Annotated in this window: 17 protein-coding genes; 15 read left to right on the top strand and 2 right to left on the bottom strand. The window is 59.7% G+C overall.

Annotated elements, in window-relative coordinates; all coding sequences use genetic code 11:
* Window positions 1-51: 51 nt before the first annotated feature.
* The 11 genes from sufB (at window position 52) to trmL (ending at window position 9915) form a co-directional block, all read left to right on the top strand.
* Window positions 52-1500, top strand: a complete 1449-nt coding sequence (gene sufB, locus B2589_RS03875; protein WP_286815679.1) for a Fe-S cluster assembly protein SufB — start codon at window positions 52-54, stop codon at window positions 1498-1500.
* A 195-nt stretch (window positions 1501-1695) separates the two neighbouring features.
* Complete coding sequence (sufC, locus tag B2589_RS03870; RefSeq protein WP_022989292.1) at window positions 1696-2457, top strand: Fe-S cluster assembly ATPase SufC; 762 nt, start codon at window positions 1696-1698, stop codon at window positions 2455-2457.
* Window positions 2458-2472: 15 nt separating this feature from the next.
* Window positions 2473-3756, top strand: coding sequence for a Fe-S cluster assembly protein SufD (sufD, locus tag B2589_RS03865; protein ID WP_286815678.1), 1284 nt, complete (start codon window positions 2473-2475; stop codon window positions 3754-3756).
* 5 nt (window positions 3757-3761) lie between these two features.
* A complete protein-coding gene (locus B2589_RS03860; RefSeq protein ID WP_286815677.1) occupies window positions 3762-5015 on the top strand; it encodes an aminotransferase class V-fold PLP-dependent enzyme in 1254 nt (417 codons plus the stop codon).
* A 12-nt stretch (window positions 5016-5027) separates the two neighbouring features.
* Window positions 5028-5384 carry a HesB/IscA family protein gene (locus B2589_RS03855; RefSeq protein ID WP_022989289.1) on the top strand — a complete coding sequence of 119 codons (357 nt, stop codon included), beginning with the start codon at window positions 5028-5030 and terminating at the stop codon, window positions 5382-5384.
* 18 nt (window positions 5385-5402) lie between these two features.
* A complete protein-coding gene (sufT, locus tag B2589_RS03850) occupies window positions 5403-5945 on the top strand; it encodes a putative Fe-S cluster assembly protein SufT (protein ID WP_022989288.1) in 543 nt (180 codons plus the stop codon).
* Entirely contained in the window at window positions 5942-6400 is a 459-nt protein-coding gene (locus tag B2589_RS03845) for a SufE family protein (RefSeq protein WP_286815676.1), read from the top strand. Before sufT ends, B2589_RS03845 begins: the two co-directional genes overlap by 4 nt.
* Window positions 6401-6424: 24 nt before the next feature.
* Window positions 6425-7543, top strand: coding sequence for a multifunctional CCA tRNA nucleotidyl transferase/2'3'-cyclic phosphodiesterase/2'nucleotidase/phosphatase (locus tag B2589_RS03840; RefSeq protein ID WP_286815675.1), 1119 nt, complete (start codon window positions 6425-6427; stop codon window positions 7541-7543).
* Window positions 7544-7553: 10 nt separating this feature from the next.
* Window positions 7554-8078 (top strand): SDR family NAD(P)-dependent oxidoreductase, encoded by a 525-nt coding sequence (locus B2589_RS03835; RefSeq protein WP_286815674.1) that lies wholly within the window; start codon window positions 7554-7556, stop codon window positions 8076-8078.
* 188 nt (window positions 8079-8266) lie between these two features.
* A complete protein-coding gene (locus B2589_RS03830; protein ID WP_286815673.1) occupies window positions 8267-9445 on the top strand; it encodes an acetyl-CoA C-acetyltransferase in 1179 nt (392 codons plus the stop codon).
* Between the two features lie 5 nt (window positions 9446-9450).
* Window positions 9451-9915, top strand: coding sequence for a tRNA (uridine(34)/cytosine(34)/5-carboxymethylaminomethyluridine(34)-2'-O)-methyltransferase TrmL (gene trmL / locus B2589_RS03825; protein WP_286815672.1), 465 nt, complete (start codon window positions 9451-9453; stop codon window positions 9913-9915).
* 76 nt (window positions 9916-9991) lie between these two features.
* Here trmL and secB read toward each other — a convergent pair whose 3' ends face one another.
* Together secB and B2589_RS03815 are read right to left on the bottom strand one after the other, a co-directional pair.
* On the bottom strand, window positions 9992-10489 hold the full coding sequence (gene secB / locus B2589_RS03820; RefSeq protein ID WP_273132838.1) for a protein-export chaperone SecB: 498 nt from the start codon (window positions 10487-10489) through the stop codon (window positions 9992-9994).
* Between the two features lie 131 nt (window positions 10490-10620).
* Complete coding sequence (locus B2589_RS03815) at window positions 10621-11037, bottom strand: rhodanese-like domain-containing protein (RefSeq protein ID WP_022989281.1); 417 nt, start codon at window positions 11035-11037, stop codon at window positions 10621-10623.
* A 225-nt stretch (window positions 11038-11262) separates the two neighbouring features.
* On the opposite strand from B2589_RS03815, the gene gpmM reads away from it, so the two are divergent.
* The 4 genes from gpmM to B2589_RS03795 all read left to right on the top strand — a co-directional run bounded on the left by gpmM (window position 11263) and on the right by B2589_RS03795 (window position 16286).
* The gene (gpmM, locus tag B2589_RS03810) at window positions 11263-12810 is read left to right on the top strand and encodes a 2,3-bisphosphoglycerate-independent phosphoglycerate mutase (protein WP_286815671.1); all 1548 of its coding nucleotides are present in this window, start codon (window positions 11263-11265) and stop codon (window positions 12808-12810) included.
* Between the two features lie 20 nt (window positions 12811-12830).
* On the top strand, window positions 12831-13967 hold the full coding sequence (locus tag B2589_RS03805; RefSeq protein WP_414673924.1) for a murein hydrolase activator EnvC family protein: 1137 nt from the start codon (window positions 12831-12833) through the stop codon (window positions 13965-13967).
* Between the two features lie 103 nt (window positions 13968-14070).
* A complete protein-coding gene (locus B2589_RS03800) occupies window positions 14071-15471 on the top strand; it encodes a S41 family peptidase (protein ID WP_199456527.1) in 1401 nt (466 codons plus the stop codon).
* Between the two features lie 26 nt (window positions 15472-15497).
* On the top strand, window positions 15498-16286 hold the full coding sequence (locus B2589_RS03795; RefSeq protein ID WP_414673926.1) for a divergent polysaccharide deacetylase family protein: 789 nt from the start codon (window positions 15498-15500) through the stop codon (window positions 16284-16286).
* The last annotated feature ends 29 nt before the right edge of the window (window positions 16287-16315 follow it).

The raw sequence follows: 16315 nt of genomic DNA, 5'->3' as shown, positions 1-16315 counted from the left end.
CCCGCCACTCAGGCACCAAGCCCCAGATGAGAGAATTACGGAGCGACGATCATGGCGACCACCGATAAAGAGGTGAACGAGCTGATCAAACGGGAATACGAACACGGATTCGTGACCGAGATTGAATCCGACACCTTCGAGCCCGGCCTCAACGAAGACGTAATCCGCCGCCTGTCCGAGATCAAGCAGGAGCCGGAGTTCATGCTGGAATGGCGCCTGAAGGCCTACCGTCGCTGGCTGGAAATGGACGAGCCGGAATGGGCCCACGTGGACTTCCCGAAGGTGGACTACGACGCCATCTCTTACTACTCCGCGCCCAAGAAAAAAGAAGACATGCCCCAGAGCCTGGACGACGTTGATCCGGAGCTGCTGCGCACCTACGAAAAACTGGGCATCCCCCTGCACGAACGGGCCAAGCTGGCCGGTGTAGCGGTTGATGCGGTCTTCGATTCCGTTTCGGTAGCCACCACCTTCAAGGAACCGCTGGAAAAAGCCGGCGTGATCTTCTGCCCCATTTCCGAGGCAGTACAGAAGTATCCGGAACTGGTGAAGAAATACCTGGGTAGCGTAGTCCCGGCCGGCGACAACTACTTCGCTGCCCTGAACTCCGCCGTATTCTCCGACGGCTCCTTCGTTTACATCCCGAAGGGCGTTCGCTGCCCCATGGAACTGTCCACCTACTTCCGGATTAACGCCGCCAACACCGGCCAGTTCGAACGTACCCTGATCATCGCCGAAGAAGGCAGCTACGTGAGCTACCTGGAAGGCTGCACCGCCCCCATGCGGGACGAAAACCAGCTGCACGCAGCGGTGGTAGAACTGGTCGCCCTGGACGACGCCCAGATCAAATACTCTACCGTACAGAACTGGTACCCGGGCGACGAAAACGGCAAAGGCGGCATCTACAACTTCGTCACCAAGCGCGGCGCCTGCATCGGCAAAAACTCCAAGATCTCCTGGACCCAGGTAGAAACCGGCTCCGCCATCACCTGGAAATACCCGAGCTGCGTACTGCGCGGTGAGAACAGCGTAGGCGAGTTCTACTCCGTCGCCCTCACCCACAACTACCAGCAGGCCGACACCGGCACCAAGATGATCCACCTGGGCAAAAACACCCGGAGCACCATCATCTCCAAGGGCATCTCCGCCGGCCGCAGCTCCAACGCCTACCGCGGCCTGGTGAAATTCGGTCCGGGTGCAGAAGGTGCGCGTAACTTTACCCAGTGCGACTCGCTGCTGATCGGCGACCGCTGTGGCGCCCACACCTTCCCGTACATCGAAAGCAAGAACAAATCGGCCATCGTGGAGCACGAAGCCACCACCTCCAAGGTCAGCGACGAGCAGATGTTCCTGTGCCGCCAGCGCGGTATCGACCCGGAGCAGGCGGTGTCCATGATCGTGAACGGCTTCTGCAAGGAAGTGTTCAAGGAGCTGCCGATGGAGTTTGCGGTAGAAGCCGGCAAGCTGCTGGAAGTGAGCCTTGAAGGCTCCGTCGGTTAAAGAGACGGCATACACAAAAGTATCGCGGAAGCCGTCAGGGTGTCCCTTCCGGGATCGTCAAAATCAGGGATGATTTTGTCGAGCGTACAGGGAACGTATTCACAGCGTATCCCGGAAGGGACACCCTGATGGCTGACTCCCCCAGAATTTGGGGCGGACAAAGAATTCAGACGGTTAATAGAGAGAAGCGTACAAATGCTGAGCATCAAAAACCTGCACGCCTCCGTTGAGGGCAAAGAAATCCTCAAGGGCATCAACCTGGAGATCAAAGCCGGGGAAGTTCACGCCATCATGGGCCCGAACGGTTCCGGTAAGAGTACCCTGTCACAGGTTCTGGCAGGCAACGACGCATTTGAAGTCACCAGCGGCGAAGTCACCCTCAACGGCGACAACCTGCTGGACCTGGAAACCGAAGAGCGCGCCCGCGAAGGCATCTTCCTGGCATTCCAGTACCCGGTGGAAATCCCTGGCGTAAGCAACCTGCAGTTCCTGCGCACCGCCGTAAATGCCATGCGCAAGCACCGGGGCGAAGAAGAAATGAACGCTGCCGAGTTCATGAAGCTGGCAAAGGAAGTCTCCAAGCAGGTAGACCTGGACCCGGCTTTCCTCAAGCGCGGCGTGAACGAAGGTTTCTCCGGTGGCGAGAAAAAGCGTAACGAAATCATGCAGGCCCTGCTGCTGCAGCCGAAACTGGCCATTCTGGATGAAACCGACTCCGGCCTCGACATCGACGCCCTGCAAGTCGTATCCAACGGCGTCAACGCCCTGCGTGCCGAAGACCGCGCCATCCTGATGGTGACCCACTACCAGCGCCTGCTGAACCACATCGTGCCGGATTACGTGCACGTACTGGCCGGCGGCAGAATCGTCAAATCCGGCGGCCGCGAACTGGCCCTGGAACTGGAAGAAAAAGGTTACGGCTGGTTGGGCATCAAAGACGAAGACACCAGCAACTGATCAGGAGGCCGCGGAATGAAATCTGTACCTATGCTTTCCGGCGCTTTCCTGCAGCCGGCCGGGCAATCCCTGCCGGAACCTTTGCTGGCACTGCGTAACGAGCGGGCTGCAGCACTGGCAGACATGCCCATGCCGACCCGGAAAACCGAAAACTGGAAATACTCCAGCAAGTACCTGAAGCTGACCGAAGACATGGCCGCCACCCTGCCGGCTACCGGAAAGGCCAGCAGCCTGGACGTACCCGGTTACCGGATTGTGCTCAACAACGGTGCAATCAACCGCGCCGACAGCCAGTACCCGGACCAGGGCGGCATCACCGTTCAGCACTTCAGCGACCTGGATGCGGACGACGCCAGCGCCCTGGCGCAGAAACTGGGCAGCACCCTCGATGCAGAGCAAACCCAGTTTGCCCAGATCAACAGCGCCCGCTTTGAAGACGGCCTGCTGATTCGCCTTGGCGCCAACGCAGTGCTGGACAAGCCGCTGTTCATCATCCATGAAACCGCGGCTACCCAGAATGGCTCTGCCTTCCCGCGCATTTTTGTCGAGGCCGGCACCAACAGCGAGATGACGCTGGTGGAAGCCTACGTCTCCGAAGGCGATTCTGCGGCCCTGGTTGATACCGTTACCGAATTCCAGCTGGCCGATGGCGCCAACATCACCAGCATTCGCCTGACCATGGAAGGCGAAACCGTACAGCACATTGGCGCTACCGGCGTACTGCAACAGCGCAACTCCCGCTTCGAAAGCCACTGCGTGGGCTTCGGCGGCCCGCTGCGCCGGCACGACCTGCAGGTTCGCCTGGAAGGCGAAGGCGCGGAAACCAAGCTCAATGGCGTGGTGGTTACCCAGGGTAAACAGCACTACGACAACCACACCTCCATTGACCACGTAGCCGCCCACTGCAACAGCGAAGAGACCTACCGCAACATTGCTGCGGACCAGTCCCACGCGGTGTTTAATGGCCGGATTCATATCCACCAGGACGCCCAGAAGTCCAACGCGGATATGAACAACAAGAACCTGCTGCTCTCCAACGGTGCCGAGATCGACACCAAGCCGGAGCTGGAAATCTACGCGGATGACGTCAAGTGCGCCCACGGAGCTACCATTGGCCAGCTGGATGAAACTTCCGTGTTCTACCTGGTTTCCCGAGGCATCGGTCGCCGGCAGGCCAACGTATTGCTGACCATGGCGTTCATCAACGAGCTGGTCGAGCAGATTCCGGTAGAAGCCGTGCGAGACACCGCCCAGGCGCGGTTGAATGATTTCTTCGATCAAACCTTTCAGGAGGCCTGAGCGGCATGACCGATCTGTCTGTGGCAACCAACACCACCTCGCCGGCGCTTGATGTGGAAAGCATCCGCCGCGACTTCCCGATCCTGGCACAGGAAATCAACGGGAAGCCCCTGGTGTATCTGGACAACGGCGCCTCGGCCCAGAAGCCCGTCGCCGTGCTGGATGCCATGGACCGCTACTATCGGGAAATGCACTCCAACGTGCACCGTGGCGCCCACACCCTGGGCGACCGGGCCACGACCGCCTTTGAAGGTGCCCGGGAAGTGGTTCGCCACTTCCTGAACGCACCCGGCACCAACGAAATCATCTGGACCCGCGGCACCACCGAGGCCATCAACCTGGTGGCCAACGGCCTGGCCCCGCGCCTGAAAGCCGGCGACGAAATCCTGGTCAGCCATATGGAGCACCACGCCAACATCGTGCCCTGGCAGATGGTGGCCGAGCGCACCGGCGCCAGGGTGATCCCTGTGCAGGTAACCCCGGAAGGCGAGCTGGACCTGGATTCCTTCAACAGCCTGCTGAACGAGCGAACCCGGGTACTGGCCCTTACCCACGTCTCCAACGTGCTGGGAACGGTAAACCCGATTGCGCCGCTGATCGAGCAGGCCAAGAAACAGGGCGTGATCACCCTGATCGACGGGGCCCAGGCCGTGCCCCACTTCAAGCCGGATGTGCAGGCATTGGGCTGCGACTTCTACGTGTTCTCTTCCCACAAACTGTTCGGCCCCACCGGTATCGGTGTGCTGTATGGCCGCGCTGAACTGCTGGAAGAGATGCCTCCATACCAGGGTGGCGGCGAGATGATCGAGCGGGTATCGTTCGAACGTACCACCTGGAACGTACTGCCCTACAAATTTGAAGCCGGCACCCCGGCCATCGCCGAAGCGGTTGGCCTGGCGGCAGCTATCAATTACCTGGACAGCCTGGACCGCAAGGCCATGGAAGCAGCCGAAAACGCCCTGCTGGCCCGTGCCAACGAGCTGGTGGAAACCGTGCCCGGCATGGAAATCATCGGTACCGCGAAACAGAAAGTGCCGGTAATGTCGTTCAAGATCGCCGGCCTGCACCCCAGCGACATCGGCACCCTGCTGGACCAGCAAGGCATTGCCATCCGCACCGGCCATCATTGCGCCATGCCTCTGATGGATTTCTACGGAGTACCCGGTACAGCCCGGGCTTCATTTGCGTTCTACAATACGCTGGAAGAGGTCGAGAAATTATTCACCGGCCTGCAGAAGATCCAGCGCCTGTTTGCCTGAGGAGGTGGAAACATGACAGCCGAAGTCTTCACCCCGAACACCGTGAACGTGACCATGACCCCGACAGCGGTCAAACACGTTCGCAAACAACTGGACAAGAAACCGGAAGCCAGGGGCATTCGCCTGGCCATCAAAAAGAGTGGCTGCTCCGGCTTCAAATACGAAACCCAGTGGGTAGAAACCCCCGAATCCGACGACCGCATTTTTACCATCGACGGCGTGGATGTGTACGTAAAGCAGGAACACCTGCCCCTGGTGAATGGCATTGAAATCGACTTTGTCACCGAAGGCGTGAACTCCCTGTTCCGCTTCCGCAACCCCAACGCCACGGCGGAATGCGGGTGCGGCGAGAGTTTTACGGTGGCTTGAATAGAGGTCTTACTGAGCATGCAAGAACGGGAAGTCGTACTGACAAAGCGCGAAGTGGAAGCCCGGCTGGTGCCTTCCGGTACGGAGATCATGATTCCGTCGGACACCTTCGTGACCATCACCCAGTCCCTCGGTGGTACGTTTACCGTGGCGGTGAACGGCAACCTGGCCCGGATTGAAGGCCACGACGCCGACGCGCTGGGCAAACAGCCCCTGGAAAGCAGCTTCGAGACCCCGGAAGACGGCACGGTTAACGAAAACCAGGTGTGGGAAGCCCTGCGTAACTGCTACGACCCGGAAATTCCGGTGAACGTGGTGGATCTGGGCCTGATCTACGACTGCCAGATCCAGAACGGCACCGAAGACGGCAACCACGTGTACATCAAGATGACCCTCACCGCGGCTGGCTGCGGCATGGGGCCGGTCATCACCAACGATGTACAAACCAAGGTGGAGCATGTGCCCAACGTGGACAAAGTGACCGTAGACCTCACCTTTGATCCGCCCTGGAACAACGATATGCTCACCGACGAAGCCAAGCTTGAACTGGGAATGCTATGACCGCCAGCAAGGAACAATTTCTCGAGAACCCTCTCGGTACCAAGACCACCCTGGAAGACGTACTGGACACCTTCGAATTCCTGGATGACTGGGAAGAACGCTACGCCTACATCGTGGACCTGGGCAAACAGCTGCCGGCGTTTCCGGATGAGGCCCGTATCGAAGAGAACTACGTTCACGGCTGCCAAAGCCAGGTGTGGCTGATTCATCATCATGATGAAGACAGCGGCAAACTGTTCCTGCTGATCGACTCCGACGCCATCATCGTACGTGGCCTGGCGGCCATCATCCTGGTAGCCCTGAACGGCAAGACACCCCGCGACCTGCTCGCCACCGATATCGACGAACTGTTCGAGCAACTCGACCTGTTCCGCCACATCTCTCCCACACGCGGCAACGGCCTGCGTGCCATGGTTGGCAAGATCCGTGATATTGCGGCCACAGAAGCAGTCTGAGCCGGCTTAAACACAGGGTTTCCCATGCAAACCTATCTGGTAGGCGGCGCCGTTCGTGACCAACTTTTGGGCCTGAAGGTCAAAGACCGGGACTGGGTGGTGGTTGGCGCCACACCGGAGCAGATGAAGGCGAGGGGCTTCAAGCAGGTGGGTGCCGACTTTCCGGTGTTCCTGCACCCGAAAACCGGCGAGGAATATGCCCTGGCCCGCACCGAGCGCAAACAGGGCCGCGGCTACCACGGTTTTTCCGTGTACAGCGCGCCGGACGTTACCCTGGAGGAAGACCTCAAGCGCCGGGACCTGACCATCAACGCCATGGCACAGGCTGAAGACGGCCAGCTGGTGGACCCGTTCAACGGCCATACCGATCTTCAGCACAAAACCCTGCGCCATGTGTCCGAAGCCTTTGCCGAAGACCCCCTTCGCATTCTGCGCACCGCCCGTTTTGCCGCCCGCCTGCATCCGCTGGGCTTCAGCATCTGTCCTGAAACCATGACCCTGATGCGCCAGATGATTGCCGATGGCGAACTGGAACACCTGGTGCCGGAACGGGTGTGGCAGGAAATCCAGCGGGCACTGCACGAAAATGCGCCCACCGTATTTTTCGAAGTCCTTCGGGAACTCGGAGCACTGGCGGTACTGATTCCGGAGCTGGAGGATGCAACCGTGTTCCGGGCCGGCGTTAAGGCACTGGAGTGCATTCACCACCAGCAGGGCAACACCGCCCAGCGCTTTGCCGCCCTTCTGGGTGCCGTGCCTGAAGAACTGGCCATTACCCGCGCAAAGGCCATGAAAAGCCCCAATGATTGCCGGGATATGAGCCGACTGGTATGCCGGTTTATGGCCGAACTATCCCGACATCCTACAGACAGTATTTCTTCAGAAGAGATCCTGGAATTGCTGGATACCGCAGATCTGTGGCGCCGCAGCGAGCGTTTCGATGCCCTGCTCGACACATTGGCCTGCACGCTCCCGGAGGCGCAACAGAGCCTTCTGGAGCAGCTGCACGCCGCTGCAGGAGAAGCTACCGGTGTAAATCCGCAGGACTTGCTGAAGCAGGGCTTCATGGGCAAAGAGCTCGGCGAAGCAATCCGGAATGAGCGGCTGGCGCGTATCACCCGGGTACTGAATCCATCATCCTGAGGACGTCGTTATGGCCGCTCCCGTTGCTCTGATCACCGGTGCTGCCCACCGCCTGGGCGCCCACACTGCCGAAACCCTCCATGGCCGGGGCTGGAATGTGGTCATCCATTACCGGAGCCGGCAGGAACAGGCCCGGCAACTGATCGACAAACTGAACCGGGAACGGGCAGACTCCGCCACCTCGGCACAGGCCGACCTGACCAATCCTGAAGACCTCGCCCGCCTGGCAAAAACCGCCTGCGAGCACTGGCAGCGACTGGACGGGCTGGTGAACAACGCGTCGGTGTTCTACCCCAACCCCACGAAAAGCGCCACCGAGGACGACTGGCAAGAAATTATGGGCGCCAACCTGAAAGCCCCCTTCTTCCTGCTCCAGCACTGCCTGCCGGCCCTCAAGAAAAGCTCCGGTGCGGTGGTGAACCTGATCGACATCTACAGCGAAAAGCCCCTCAAGGACCACCCGCTGTACTGCGCCAGCAAGGCCGGCCTCGCCGCCCTCACCCGCTCCTGGGCCAAGGACCTGGCTGATGTGTGATGCCCCCTTCGTAACCGGCCAGATTATCAGCGTTGACGGTGGCCGTAGCCTGAACATGTAAACCGCCCACAGCCACTACCCGACCATGGTGGCTTTGGCGCCCCGACGCTTTACCGCTACAATGCCCGCCATCTATTTCAAACGAGGCGGGCCTGTTCCGAGCCTGCCCACTACAACGGAGATTTCCCATGCGTGATGTCGTGATCGTTGCCGCAAAACGTACCGCTGTCGGCAGTTTTGGTGGTGGCTTGTCCAGCCTGCGTGCTGACCAGCTCGGTACTGCCGTTATCAAGGCCCTGATGGAAGAAACCGGCATCGCCGGCGAGCAGGTGGGTGAGGTCATTCTCGGCCAGGTTCTCACCGCCGGTTGCGGGCAGAACCCGGCCCGCCAGGCGGCCATCAACGCCGGCCTGCCCAGTTCGGTACCGGCCATCACCATCAACAAGGTGTGTGGCTCCGGCCTGAAGGCGGTTCATATGGCTGTGCAGAGCATCCAGTGTGGCGACGCTGAAGTGGTGATTGCCGGCGGCCAGGAAAGCATGAGCCAGGCCCCGCACGTGCTCCCCAACAGCCGTAACGGCCAGCGCATGGGTAACTGGAGCATGATCGACACCATGGTGAACGACGGCCTGTGGGATGCCTTCAACGATTACCACATGGGTATCACCGCCGAGAACATTGTTGAGAAGTACGGCATCAGCCGTGAAGAGCAGGACGCCTTTGCCGCCGCCTCCCAGCAAAAGGCGGTCGCGGCCCAGAACGCCGGCTACTTTGACGGCCAGATCGTTCCGGTCAGCATTCCCCAGCGTAAGGGCGACCCGATTGTTGTAGCCAAAGACGAATGCCCCCGCGATGGCGTTACCAGTGACAGCCTGGCCAAACTGCGCCCGGCCTTCAAGAAAGACGGCTCGGTAACCGCGGGCAACGCGTCATCCCTGAACGATGGCGCCGCTGCTGTCCTGGTGTGCAGTGCCGATAAAGCTCGGGAGCTGGGCCTGACTCCGCTCGCCACCATCAAGGCCCACGCCAATGCAGGTGTAGACCCCACCATCATGGGCACCGGCCCCATTCCCGCCAGCCAGCGCTGCCTGGAGCGGGCCGGCTGGAGCGCATCAGACCTGGACCTGGTTGAAGCCAACGAAGCCTTCGCGGCCCAGGCGATCTCTGTAAACCGGGATATGGGCTGGGATACCGATAAGGTGAATGTGAATGGCGGCGCCATTGCCATCGGCCACCCGATTGGCGCTTCCGGCTGTCGCATCCTGGTTAGCCTGCTGCACGAAATGGCACGCCGCGACGCCAAGAAAGGCCTGGCCACCCTGTGCATTGGTGGTGGCATGGGTGTAGCCCTGGCCGTGGAACGCTAAGCCACGTGCTGCACGTTGTACTCTATGAGCCGGAGATACCGCCAAATACTGGCAACATCATCCGGCTCTGCGCCAACACCGGCTGCCAGCTGCACCTGATTGAACCTTTGGGCTTCTCCCTGGAGGACAAGCAGATGCGCCGGGCCGGGCTGGATTACAGCGAGTACGCCACGGTAAAGATCCATCCGGATTACGCCAGTTTTCTGGAAACCGAACAGCCAGCCCGGTTGTTCGGTCTCACCACCAGGGGTTCACGGCAGTACCACGAAGTGGCCTTCGAGGATGGTGACTACCTGATGTTCGGCCCGGAAACCCGGGGCCTGCCTGTTGATGTGCGGGAAGCCCTGCCAGCGGAGCACCGGCTGCGGGTGCCCATGCAACCACAAAGCCGCAGCCTGAACCTGTCCAACACTGCCGCCTTGGTGGTGTATGAAGCCTGGCGACAGCTGGGTTTTCCCGGGGCGGTGTAGTGCAGTCAAAAGTTTACAGGCATAAAAAAACCGGCGTTGGCCGGTTTTTTTTTGCTTCGAAGAACGACTGCAGCAATCAGTGCGTCTGCTCTTCCTTCGCTTCGCCTGCGGCTTCTTCCTGCTTGCGCTTGAGCGCCTGGGCGTAGATCGCATCGAAGTTCACCGGCGCCAGCATCAGTGCCGGGAAGCTGCCACGGTTAACGGTGGCGTCGATGGCCTCGCGGGCGTATGGGAACAGGATGTTCGGGCAGTAGGCGCCGAGCATCTGGCCCAGCTGGGCACCTTCAATACCGGCTACCAGGAACACACCCGCCTGCTGGATTTCAACAATATAGGCGACCTTATCACCCACCTTGGCGGTAACAGTCAGGGACAGAACCACTTCGTACTGGTTGTCGCTGAGCTTGTTGTGGGCGGTGTTCAGGTCCAGGTTCACCTGCGGCTTCCACTGCTCCTGGAATACCAGCGGCGAGTTGGGTGATTCAAAAGACAGGTCCTTCACATAGATGCGCTGAAGGGCGAACTGTGGTTGGTTCTGGTTTTCGTTGCCTGCGGCTTGCTGGTTCTCAGCCATGATCAGTCCTTTCGTTTTCGTAGGTCGGGCGCAGCCCGTTGTTATAGTCACGTGTGCCGGAACAGTCTAAACACAGGCCCCGGCAGGTAATGTGAAACAGTGCTTCAGATCGGCAATCAGATCAAGCCCTGTTACTTTTTCACCAGCGGAAGGTTGCTGGCTTTCCAGTCGGCGATACCACCGTTCAGGCGCACCACGTTGGTAAAGCCTTCTTCCTTCAGGTATTTGACCGCCATTGCAGAGTGCTGGCCCATCTTGTCGACCACGATGATCTGCTTGTCTTTGTGCTTGCTCAGCTCGTTGGCACGGCCCTTGATGCCACTGAGGGGAATGTTCAGGGAACCGGTAATACGACCTTCGCCGAAGTCTTTGCGGTCACGGATATCCACCACTACGGCTTCGTCTTTGTTGATCAGAGACACCGCACCCTGGGCGGAAATCTTGGCACCACCACGGCGGGACTCCAGCACCAGAAGCGCCAGCAGCAGCGCCACAAAAACAGAAACCAGAATGTAGTGGTTAACAACGAATTCGAACAAGCGATCCATGAAACTACCCTGAAAATTTGATTTGGCGGGATTATACACACCCCTGACGGCTCAAAGAAGGCAAGTGGCACGCGCCAGGGGCCTCCTTTATAGCAACAGTGCATCAGGGCCATGCAAAGCCTTGGCGCTGCGCGCGTGGCCTGCACAAATGAAAACGGTTACAATCTGCCTCACTTTTAACACGATTCCCTTGCAATCTGTTTTCGCAACCAACCGGACGACATGATGACCGACACGCGCAAGCCCACTGCACTGATTATTCTCGACGGCTGGGGCCACCGTGACCCGGCTGCAGACAACGCCATCTCCAACGCCCGCACACCATTCTGGGACAAGCTCTGGCAGAATCAGCCGAAGACCCTCATCAACACTTCAGGCATGTTTGTAGGCCTGCCGCAGGGCCAGATGGGTAACTCGGAAGTAGGCCACATGAACCTCGGCGCCGGCCGGGTGGTGTACCAGAGCCTGACCCGTATCGACAAAGACCTGGAAGACGGCCTGTTCCAGAAGAACGAAGCCCTGTGCAACGCCATCGACAAAGCCGTGGCGAATAACAAGGCCGTGCACATCATGGGCCTGCTGTCTCCGGGCGGCGTTCACAGCCACGAAGACCATATGCTGGCAGCAGCGGAACTGGCCGCAGCCCGTGGCGCCAAAGAAGTCTATATCCACGCCTTCCTGGACGGCCGCGACATGCCCCCGCGCAGCGCCCGCCCGTCCCTGGAAAAAGCCGCAACCAAAATGAAAGCCCTGGGCGTTGGCCGGGTGGCGACTATCGTGGGCCGCTACTTTGCCATGGACCGCGACAACCGCTGGGATCGGGTGGAAGCCGCTTACAACGCCATGACGTTGGGTGAAGCGGAGTTCACGTTTGAGGACCCGCTCACCGCACTGGATCAAGCCTACGAGCGGGGCGAAAATGACGAGTTTGTAAAAGCCACTCACATTCGAGCGGAAGGCCAACCGGAAGGCACCGTCAACGACGGCGATTCGGTACTGTTCATGAATTTCCGGGCTGACCGAGCACGGGAAATGACTCGCACCTTCGTGGACCAGGCGTTCGACGGCTTCGACCGCCGCAAGCACCCGGCACTGGCCGACTTTGTGATGCTGACCGAGTACGCAGCAGACATCAAAACCTCCTGCGCCTATCCGCCCGAGCAACTGGCCAACGGCCTTGGCGAATACATGGCCAGCCAAGGCAAAACCCAGCTGCGCATTGCCGAAACCGAAAAGTACGCCCACGTGACCTTCTTCTTCAATGGCGGCCTGGAAACTCCGTTTGAAGGCGAAGACCGCATCCTGGTGCCATCCCCGAAAGTCGCCACCTACGACCTGCAGCCGGAAATGAGCGCGCCGGAAGTAACCGACAAGCTGGTCGAAGCCATCAAGAGCGGCAAATACGACCTGATCGTGTGCAACTACGCCAACGGCGACATGGTTGGCCATACCGGTAAGATGGACGCTGCCGTCAAGGCCGCCGAGTGTCTGGACCAGTGCGTACAGCGAGTTGTGGAAGCGCTGGACGAAGTAGGCGGCGAAGCCCTGATCACCGCTGACCACGGCAACTGCGAACAGATGACCGATCCCAACTCCGGCCAGGTACACACCTCCCACACCATTGGACCGGTGCCGCTGGTTTATACCGGCCATCGCAACGTCAACCTTAAAGACGACGGCAGCCTGTGCGATATCGCACCCACCCTGCTGACACTGATGGGGCTGCAGCAACCTCAGGAAATGTCCGGGCGCAGCCTGGCCGAGATCAACTGATCCGGCTTAAGGCAGATACCTTGAAGTATGTCCTCGCACTGGCGCTGGCTCTCGTTCTGGGAGTCACGCCACTGCATGCCCGGGATGACGTAACCCCCGAACAGGTGGAGGCGCTGAAAAAGCGCATTGCCAGCATTGACGAATGGCTGAAAGATGCCGAGAAAGACCGCTCCAGCCTGGAGCAGCAACTGGCCCGTACCGAGCAAAGAATCAGCCAGCTGACCCGTGAGCGCCGGGAACTGCGCGAGAAAGCCGATCAGCAACAACAGCGCCTGGATGAACTGCGAACGCAGGAACGCCAGTTGGCCGACACCCTTGAATCACAACGGGAAGGCCTGAAAACGCAGATTCGCGCCGCCTGGATGGAAGGCGACGCCCCGGCCCTGAAGATCCTGCTGAACGAAATAGAACCGGGCCAGATTGCCCGAACCCTCACCTACTACGAATACCTCAGCAACGACACCGTCGAGCGTCTTCAAGCCTTCCAGAAGAGCCTCCAGGAGTTGAAACAGGCCCGGGCCGCGGTGCAGGCATCGCGGGTGGAACTGGCAAAGACCGAAGCAGACCTGGAACAACGCCAGCAGCAACTGACGCAAAGCAAAGCCGAGCGGGAACAAACCCTGGTCGCCCTGAAACAGGACATCCGCAGCCGGCGCAGTGAGCGGGACGACCTGGAAACTGACCGCAAACGCCTTGAGCAGCTGCTGGAAGAAGTGCAGCAGGCCATCGCCAACATCCCCTCTCCCAACGAATCCCGCCCGTTCAAGTCACTGCGGGACAAACTGCCCTGGCCCGCCAAGGGCCGCGTGGTCACCAACTACGGCGCCGCCTATGCTGACGGCAAATTGCGCCGCAGCGGCCTGATCATGAACACGGCAGAAAACGCGGAAGTCACCGCCGTACACTATGGCCGCGTGGTCTTCGCCAACTGGTTGCGGGGTTTCGGGCTGATGACCATTATCGATCACGGCGATGGCTACATGACCCTGTACGGCCACAGCAGCAGCCTGTTCACCGCACCCGGCGACTGGGTTCGGGCCGGAGAAACCATTGCCCTTTCCGGCCGCACCGGCGGCACCGAAGACCCGGCGGTCTACTTCGAAGTTCGCCAGAACGGAAAGCCGGTCAACCCCCTCCGCTGGCTGGGCAAGCCCTGAGTTTTGTCCCCCGACGCAAAGGGCTGACAAACGGCGCCGCGAACGCCATACTGTCGAAATCAGGAAATTAGTCCAACTATTGGAAACAAAACAGGATATGTGGATGAAACGAGTCACCGGCAAACTCCAGATCTCACAACTTCGCAGCCTTACCCTTGCGACCTGTTTGTTTACCCTGCCCGGACTCGCCCTGGCCCAGGATGCCCAAAGCCGGGACATCATCGAAGGTATCCAGGACGGCGAGCGGGTAGAACTGAAACTGCCGGACCCGGAAGAACAACTGCCGCTGGAAGACCTGCGCAAGTTCACTGAAGTGTTCGCCCGCATCAAAGACGCCTACGTAGAAGAAGTTTCCGACAGCGAGCTGCTGGAAAGCGCCATCAAGGGCATGCTCTCAGACCTGGACCCGCACTCCACCTACCTGGCCCCGAAAGACTACGAAGAGCTGGAAGAAAGCACCTCCGGCGAGTTTGGTGGCCTGGGCATTGAAGTGGGCATGGAAAACGGCTTTGTGAAAGTCATTTCCCCCATCGACGACACCCCGGCCCAGAAAGCGGGCGTGCAGGCCGGCGACCTGATTATCAAGCTGGATGAAAAACCGGTGAAGGGCATGTCGCTGGAAGAAGCCGTCAACCTGATGCGCGGCAAGCCCGGCTCGGTACTCACGCTGACCATCATGCGCGAAGGCGAAACCGCGCCGATCGAGATTGATGTAACCCGCGATATCATCAAGGTAACCAGCATCAAATCCCGGATGATTGAAAACGGTTACGGCTATGTGCGCATTACCCAGTTCCAGGCGGAAACCGGTAAACAGTTCCTCAAAGCCCTGAATGATCTGAAAGATGAGCATGGCAGCGACCTGGACGGCCTGGTGATCGACCTTCGCAACAACCCGGGCGGCGTGCTTCAGGCTGCCGTAGAAACCGCCGATGCGCTGATTGATGAAGGCCTGATTGTCTACACCGAGGGGCGCATCCAGAGCTCAAGGCTGCGCTTTAGCGCCAAGCCGGGCGATGTGATGGCCGACACCCCGATTGTGGTGCTGATTAACGGCGGCTCCGCCTCGGCTTCCGAAATCCTGGCCGGCGCCCTGCAGGACCACGAGCGTGCGGTGATCATGGGCACCCAGTCCTTCGGCAAGGGCAGCGTGCAAACAGTCATCCCGCTGGATGAAACCCATGCCATCAAGATGACCACAGCTCGCTATTTCACCCCCGACGGCCGCTCCATTCAGGCTACCGGTATCAAACCGGATATCGAGGTGCGCCCGGCTGAGCTGACCGAGCTGGACAGCCGCCCGTTCTTCACAGAGGCAGACCTGACCGGCCACCTGACCGGCGAGAACGAAGAAAAAGCGAAGGAAGAGCGCAAGCAGCAAGCCGAAGCGGAGCAGTCTGCCGCCAACCGTGACTACCAGCTGCGCTCCGCCCTGAATTTGCTTAAAGGCATGCGCATTCTTAACCGCAAGGGCGACAGCGGCCAGCAGGGCAAAGATCAGTGAAACTCAGAACGACCCTGCTCCGGGTAATGCTACTGGCGCTGAGCCCTTTTGTGGCCGCCCAGCCGGCAGAGCACCAGCCGCCCACCATCGCCATCATCATTGATGACATGGGCCACAACCTTCACGAAGGTGAACGCCTGGCCCGGATGGAACAACCGCTGACGCTGGCGTTCCTGCCTTTCCGGCGCCATACCGTGCCGCTGGCCAAGCTGGCCCACAAGAAACAGAAAGAGATCATGCTGCACGCGCCCATGGCCAACACCCGCAACTTCGGGCTTGGCCCCGGTGGCCTGACCCCGGACATGGACGAAGGCACCATGGCCACCACCCTGCGGCGCTCCCTGCAGTCCATCCCCCACGTGGTGGGCGTGAACAACCACATGGGCAGCCTGCTGACCCAGCAGCTTCAACCCATGGACTGGGTGATGAAAGAACTCAACAAGTACCCGGTGTACTTCGTAGACAGCCGCACCATCGCCAACTCTATCGCTGGCAGCGTGGCCGATGCCTACAAAATCCCGAGCCTGACCCGGGATGTGTTCCTGGACCACGAACAGACTGAGGAGTTTGTGGATCAGCAATTCAAGGAACTGATCAAAACCGCTAAGGAAAAGGGCACCGCTATCGGCATCGGCCATCCGCACAAGGTGACCGTGGACTACCTGGAAAAGCACTTACCGGAGCTGGATGAACAGGGAATTGCCATTGCCACCGTACGGGGCGTGTGGGCCATGCGTAATGGCAATAGGGAGATGTTTGCGGAAGGGGAGAAACAGCCGGTGGTGCTTTCCGTAGCTCGGAGTGATAAGGGCTAGGTTTTTGCCACGGAATCCATATATGGTCT

Origin of the sequence: Marinobacter sp. UBA3607, assembly GCF_002375525.1 — a bacterium.
GTDB lineage: Bacteria > Pseudomonadota > Gammaproteobacteria > Pseudomonadales > Oleiphilaceae > Marinobacter > Marinobacter vinifirmus.
Note: the sequence above shows the minus strand (reverse complement) of the source record. Positions and strands in the feature narration are given on the sequence as shown.

Bases quoted from the DNA above. Each gene is read 5' to 3' on its own strand.
- B2589_RS03815 (WP_022989281.1), bottom strand. From the start codon at position 11,037: ATGGATCGCTTGTTCGAATTCGTTGTTAACCACTACATTCTGGTTTCT.
- sufD (WP_286815678.1), top strand. From the start codon at position 2,473: ATGAAATCTGTACCTATGCTTTCCGGCGCTTTCCTGCAGCCGGCCGGG.
- B2589_RS03795 (WP_414673926.1), top strand. From the start codon at position 15,498: ATGCTACTGGCGCTGAGCCCTTTTGTGGCCGCCCAGCCGGCAGAGCAC.
- B2589_RS03855 (WP_022989289.1), top strand. From the start codon at position 5,028: ATGACAGCCGAAGTCTTCACCCCGAACACCGTGAACGTGACCATGACC.
- secB (WP_273132838.1), bottom strand. From the start codon at position 10,489: ATGGCTGAGAACCAGCAAGCCGCAGGCAACGAAAACCAGAACCAACCA.
- gpmM (WP_286815671.1), top strand. From the start codon at position 11,263: ATGACCGACACGCGCAAGCCCACTGCACTGATTATTCTCGACGGCTGG.
- B2589_RS03860 (WP_286815677.1), top strand. From the start codon at position 3,762: ATGACCGATCTGTCTGTGGCAACCAACACCACCTCGCCGGCGCTTGAT.
- B2589_RS03835 (WP_286815674.1), top strand. From the start codon at position 7,554: ATGGCCGCTCCCGTTGCTCTGATCACCGGTGCTGCCCACCGCCTGGGC.
- B2589_RS03840 (WP_286815675.1), top strand. From the start codon at position 6,425: ATGCAAACCTATCTGGTAGGCGGCGCCGTTCGTGACCAACTTTTGGGC.
- sufT (WP_022989288.1), top strand. From the start codon at position 5,403: ATGCAAGAACGGGAAGTCGTACTGACAAAGCGCGAAGTGGAAGCCCGG.
- B2589_RS03800 (WP_199456527.1), top strand. From the start codon at position 14,071: ATGAAACGAGTCACCGGCAAACTCCAGATCTCACAACTTCGCAGCCTT.
- sufB (WP_286815679.1), top strand. From the start codon at position 52: ATGGCGACCACCGATAAAGAGGTGAACGAGCTGATCAAACGGGAATAC.
- B2589_RS03830 (WP_286815673.1), top strand. From the start codon at position 8,267: ATGCGTGATGTCGTGATCGTTGCCGCAAAACGTACCGCTGTCGGCAGT.
- sufC (WP_022989292.1), top strand. From the start codon at position 1,696: ATGCTGAGCATCAAAAACCTGCACGCCTCCGTTGAGGGCAAAGAAATC.
- B2589_RS03845 (WP_286815676.1), top strand. From the start codon at position 5,942: ATGACCGCCAGCAAGGAACAATTTCTCGAGAACCCTCTCGGTACCAAG.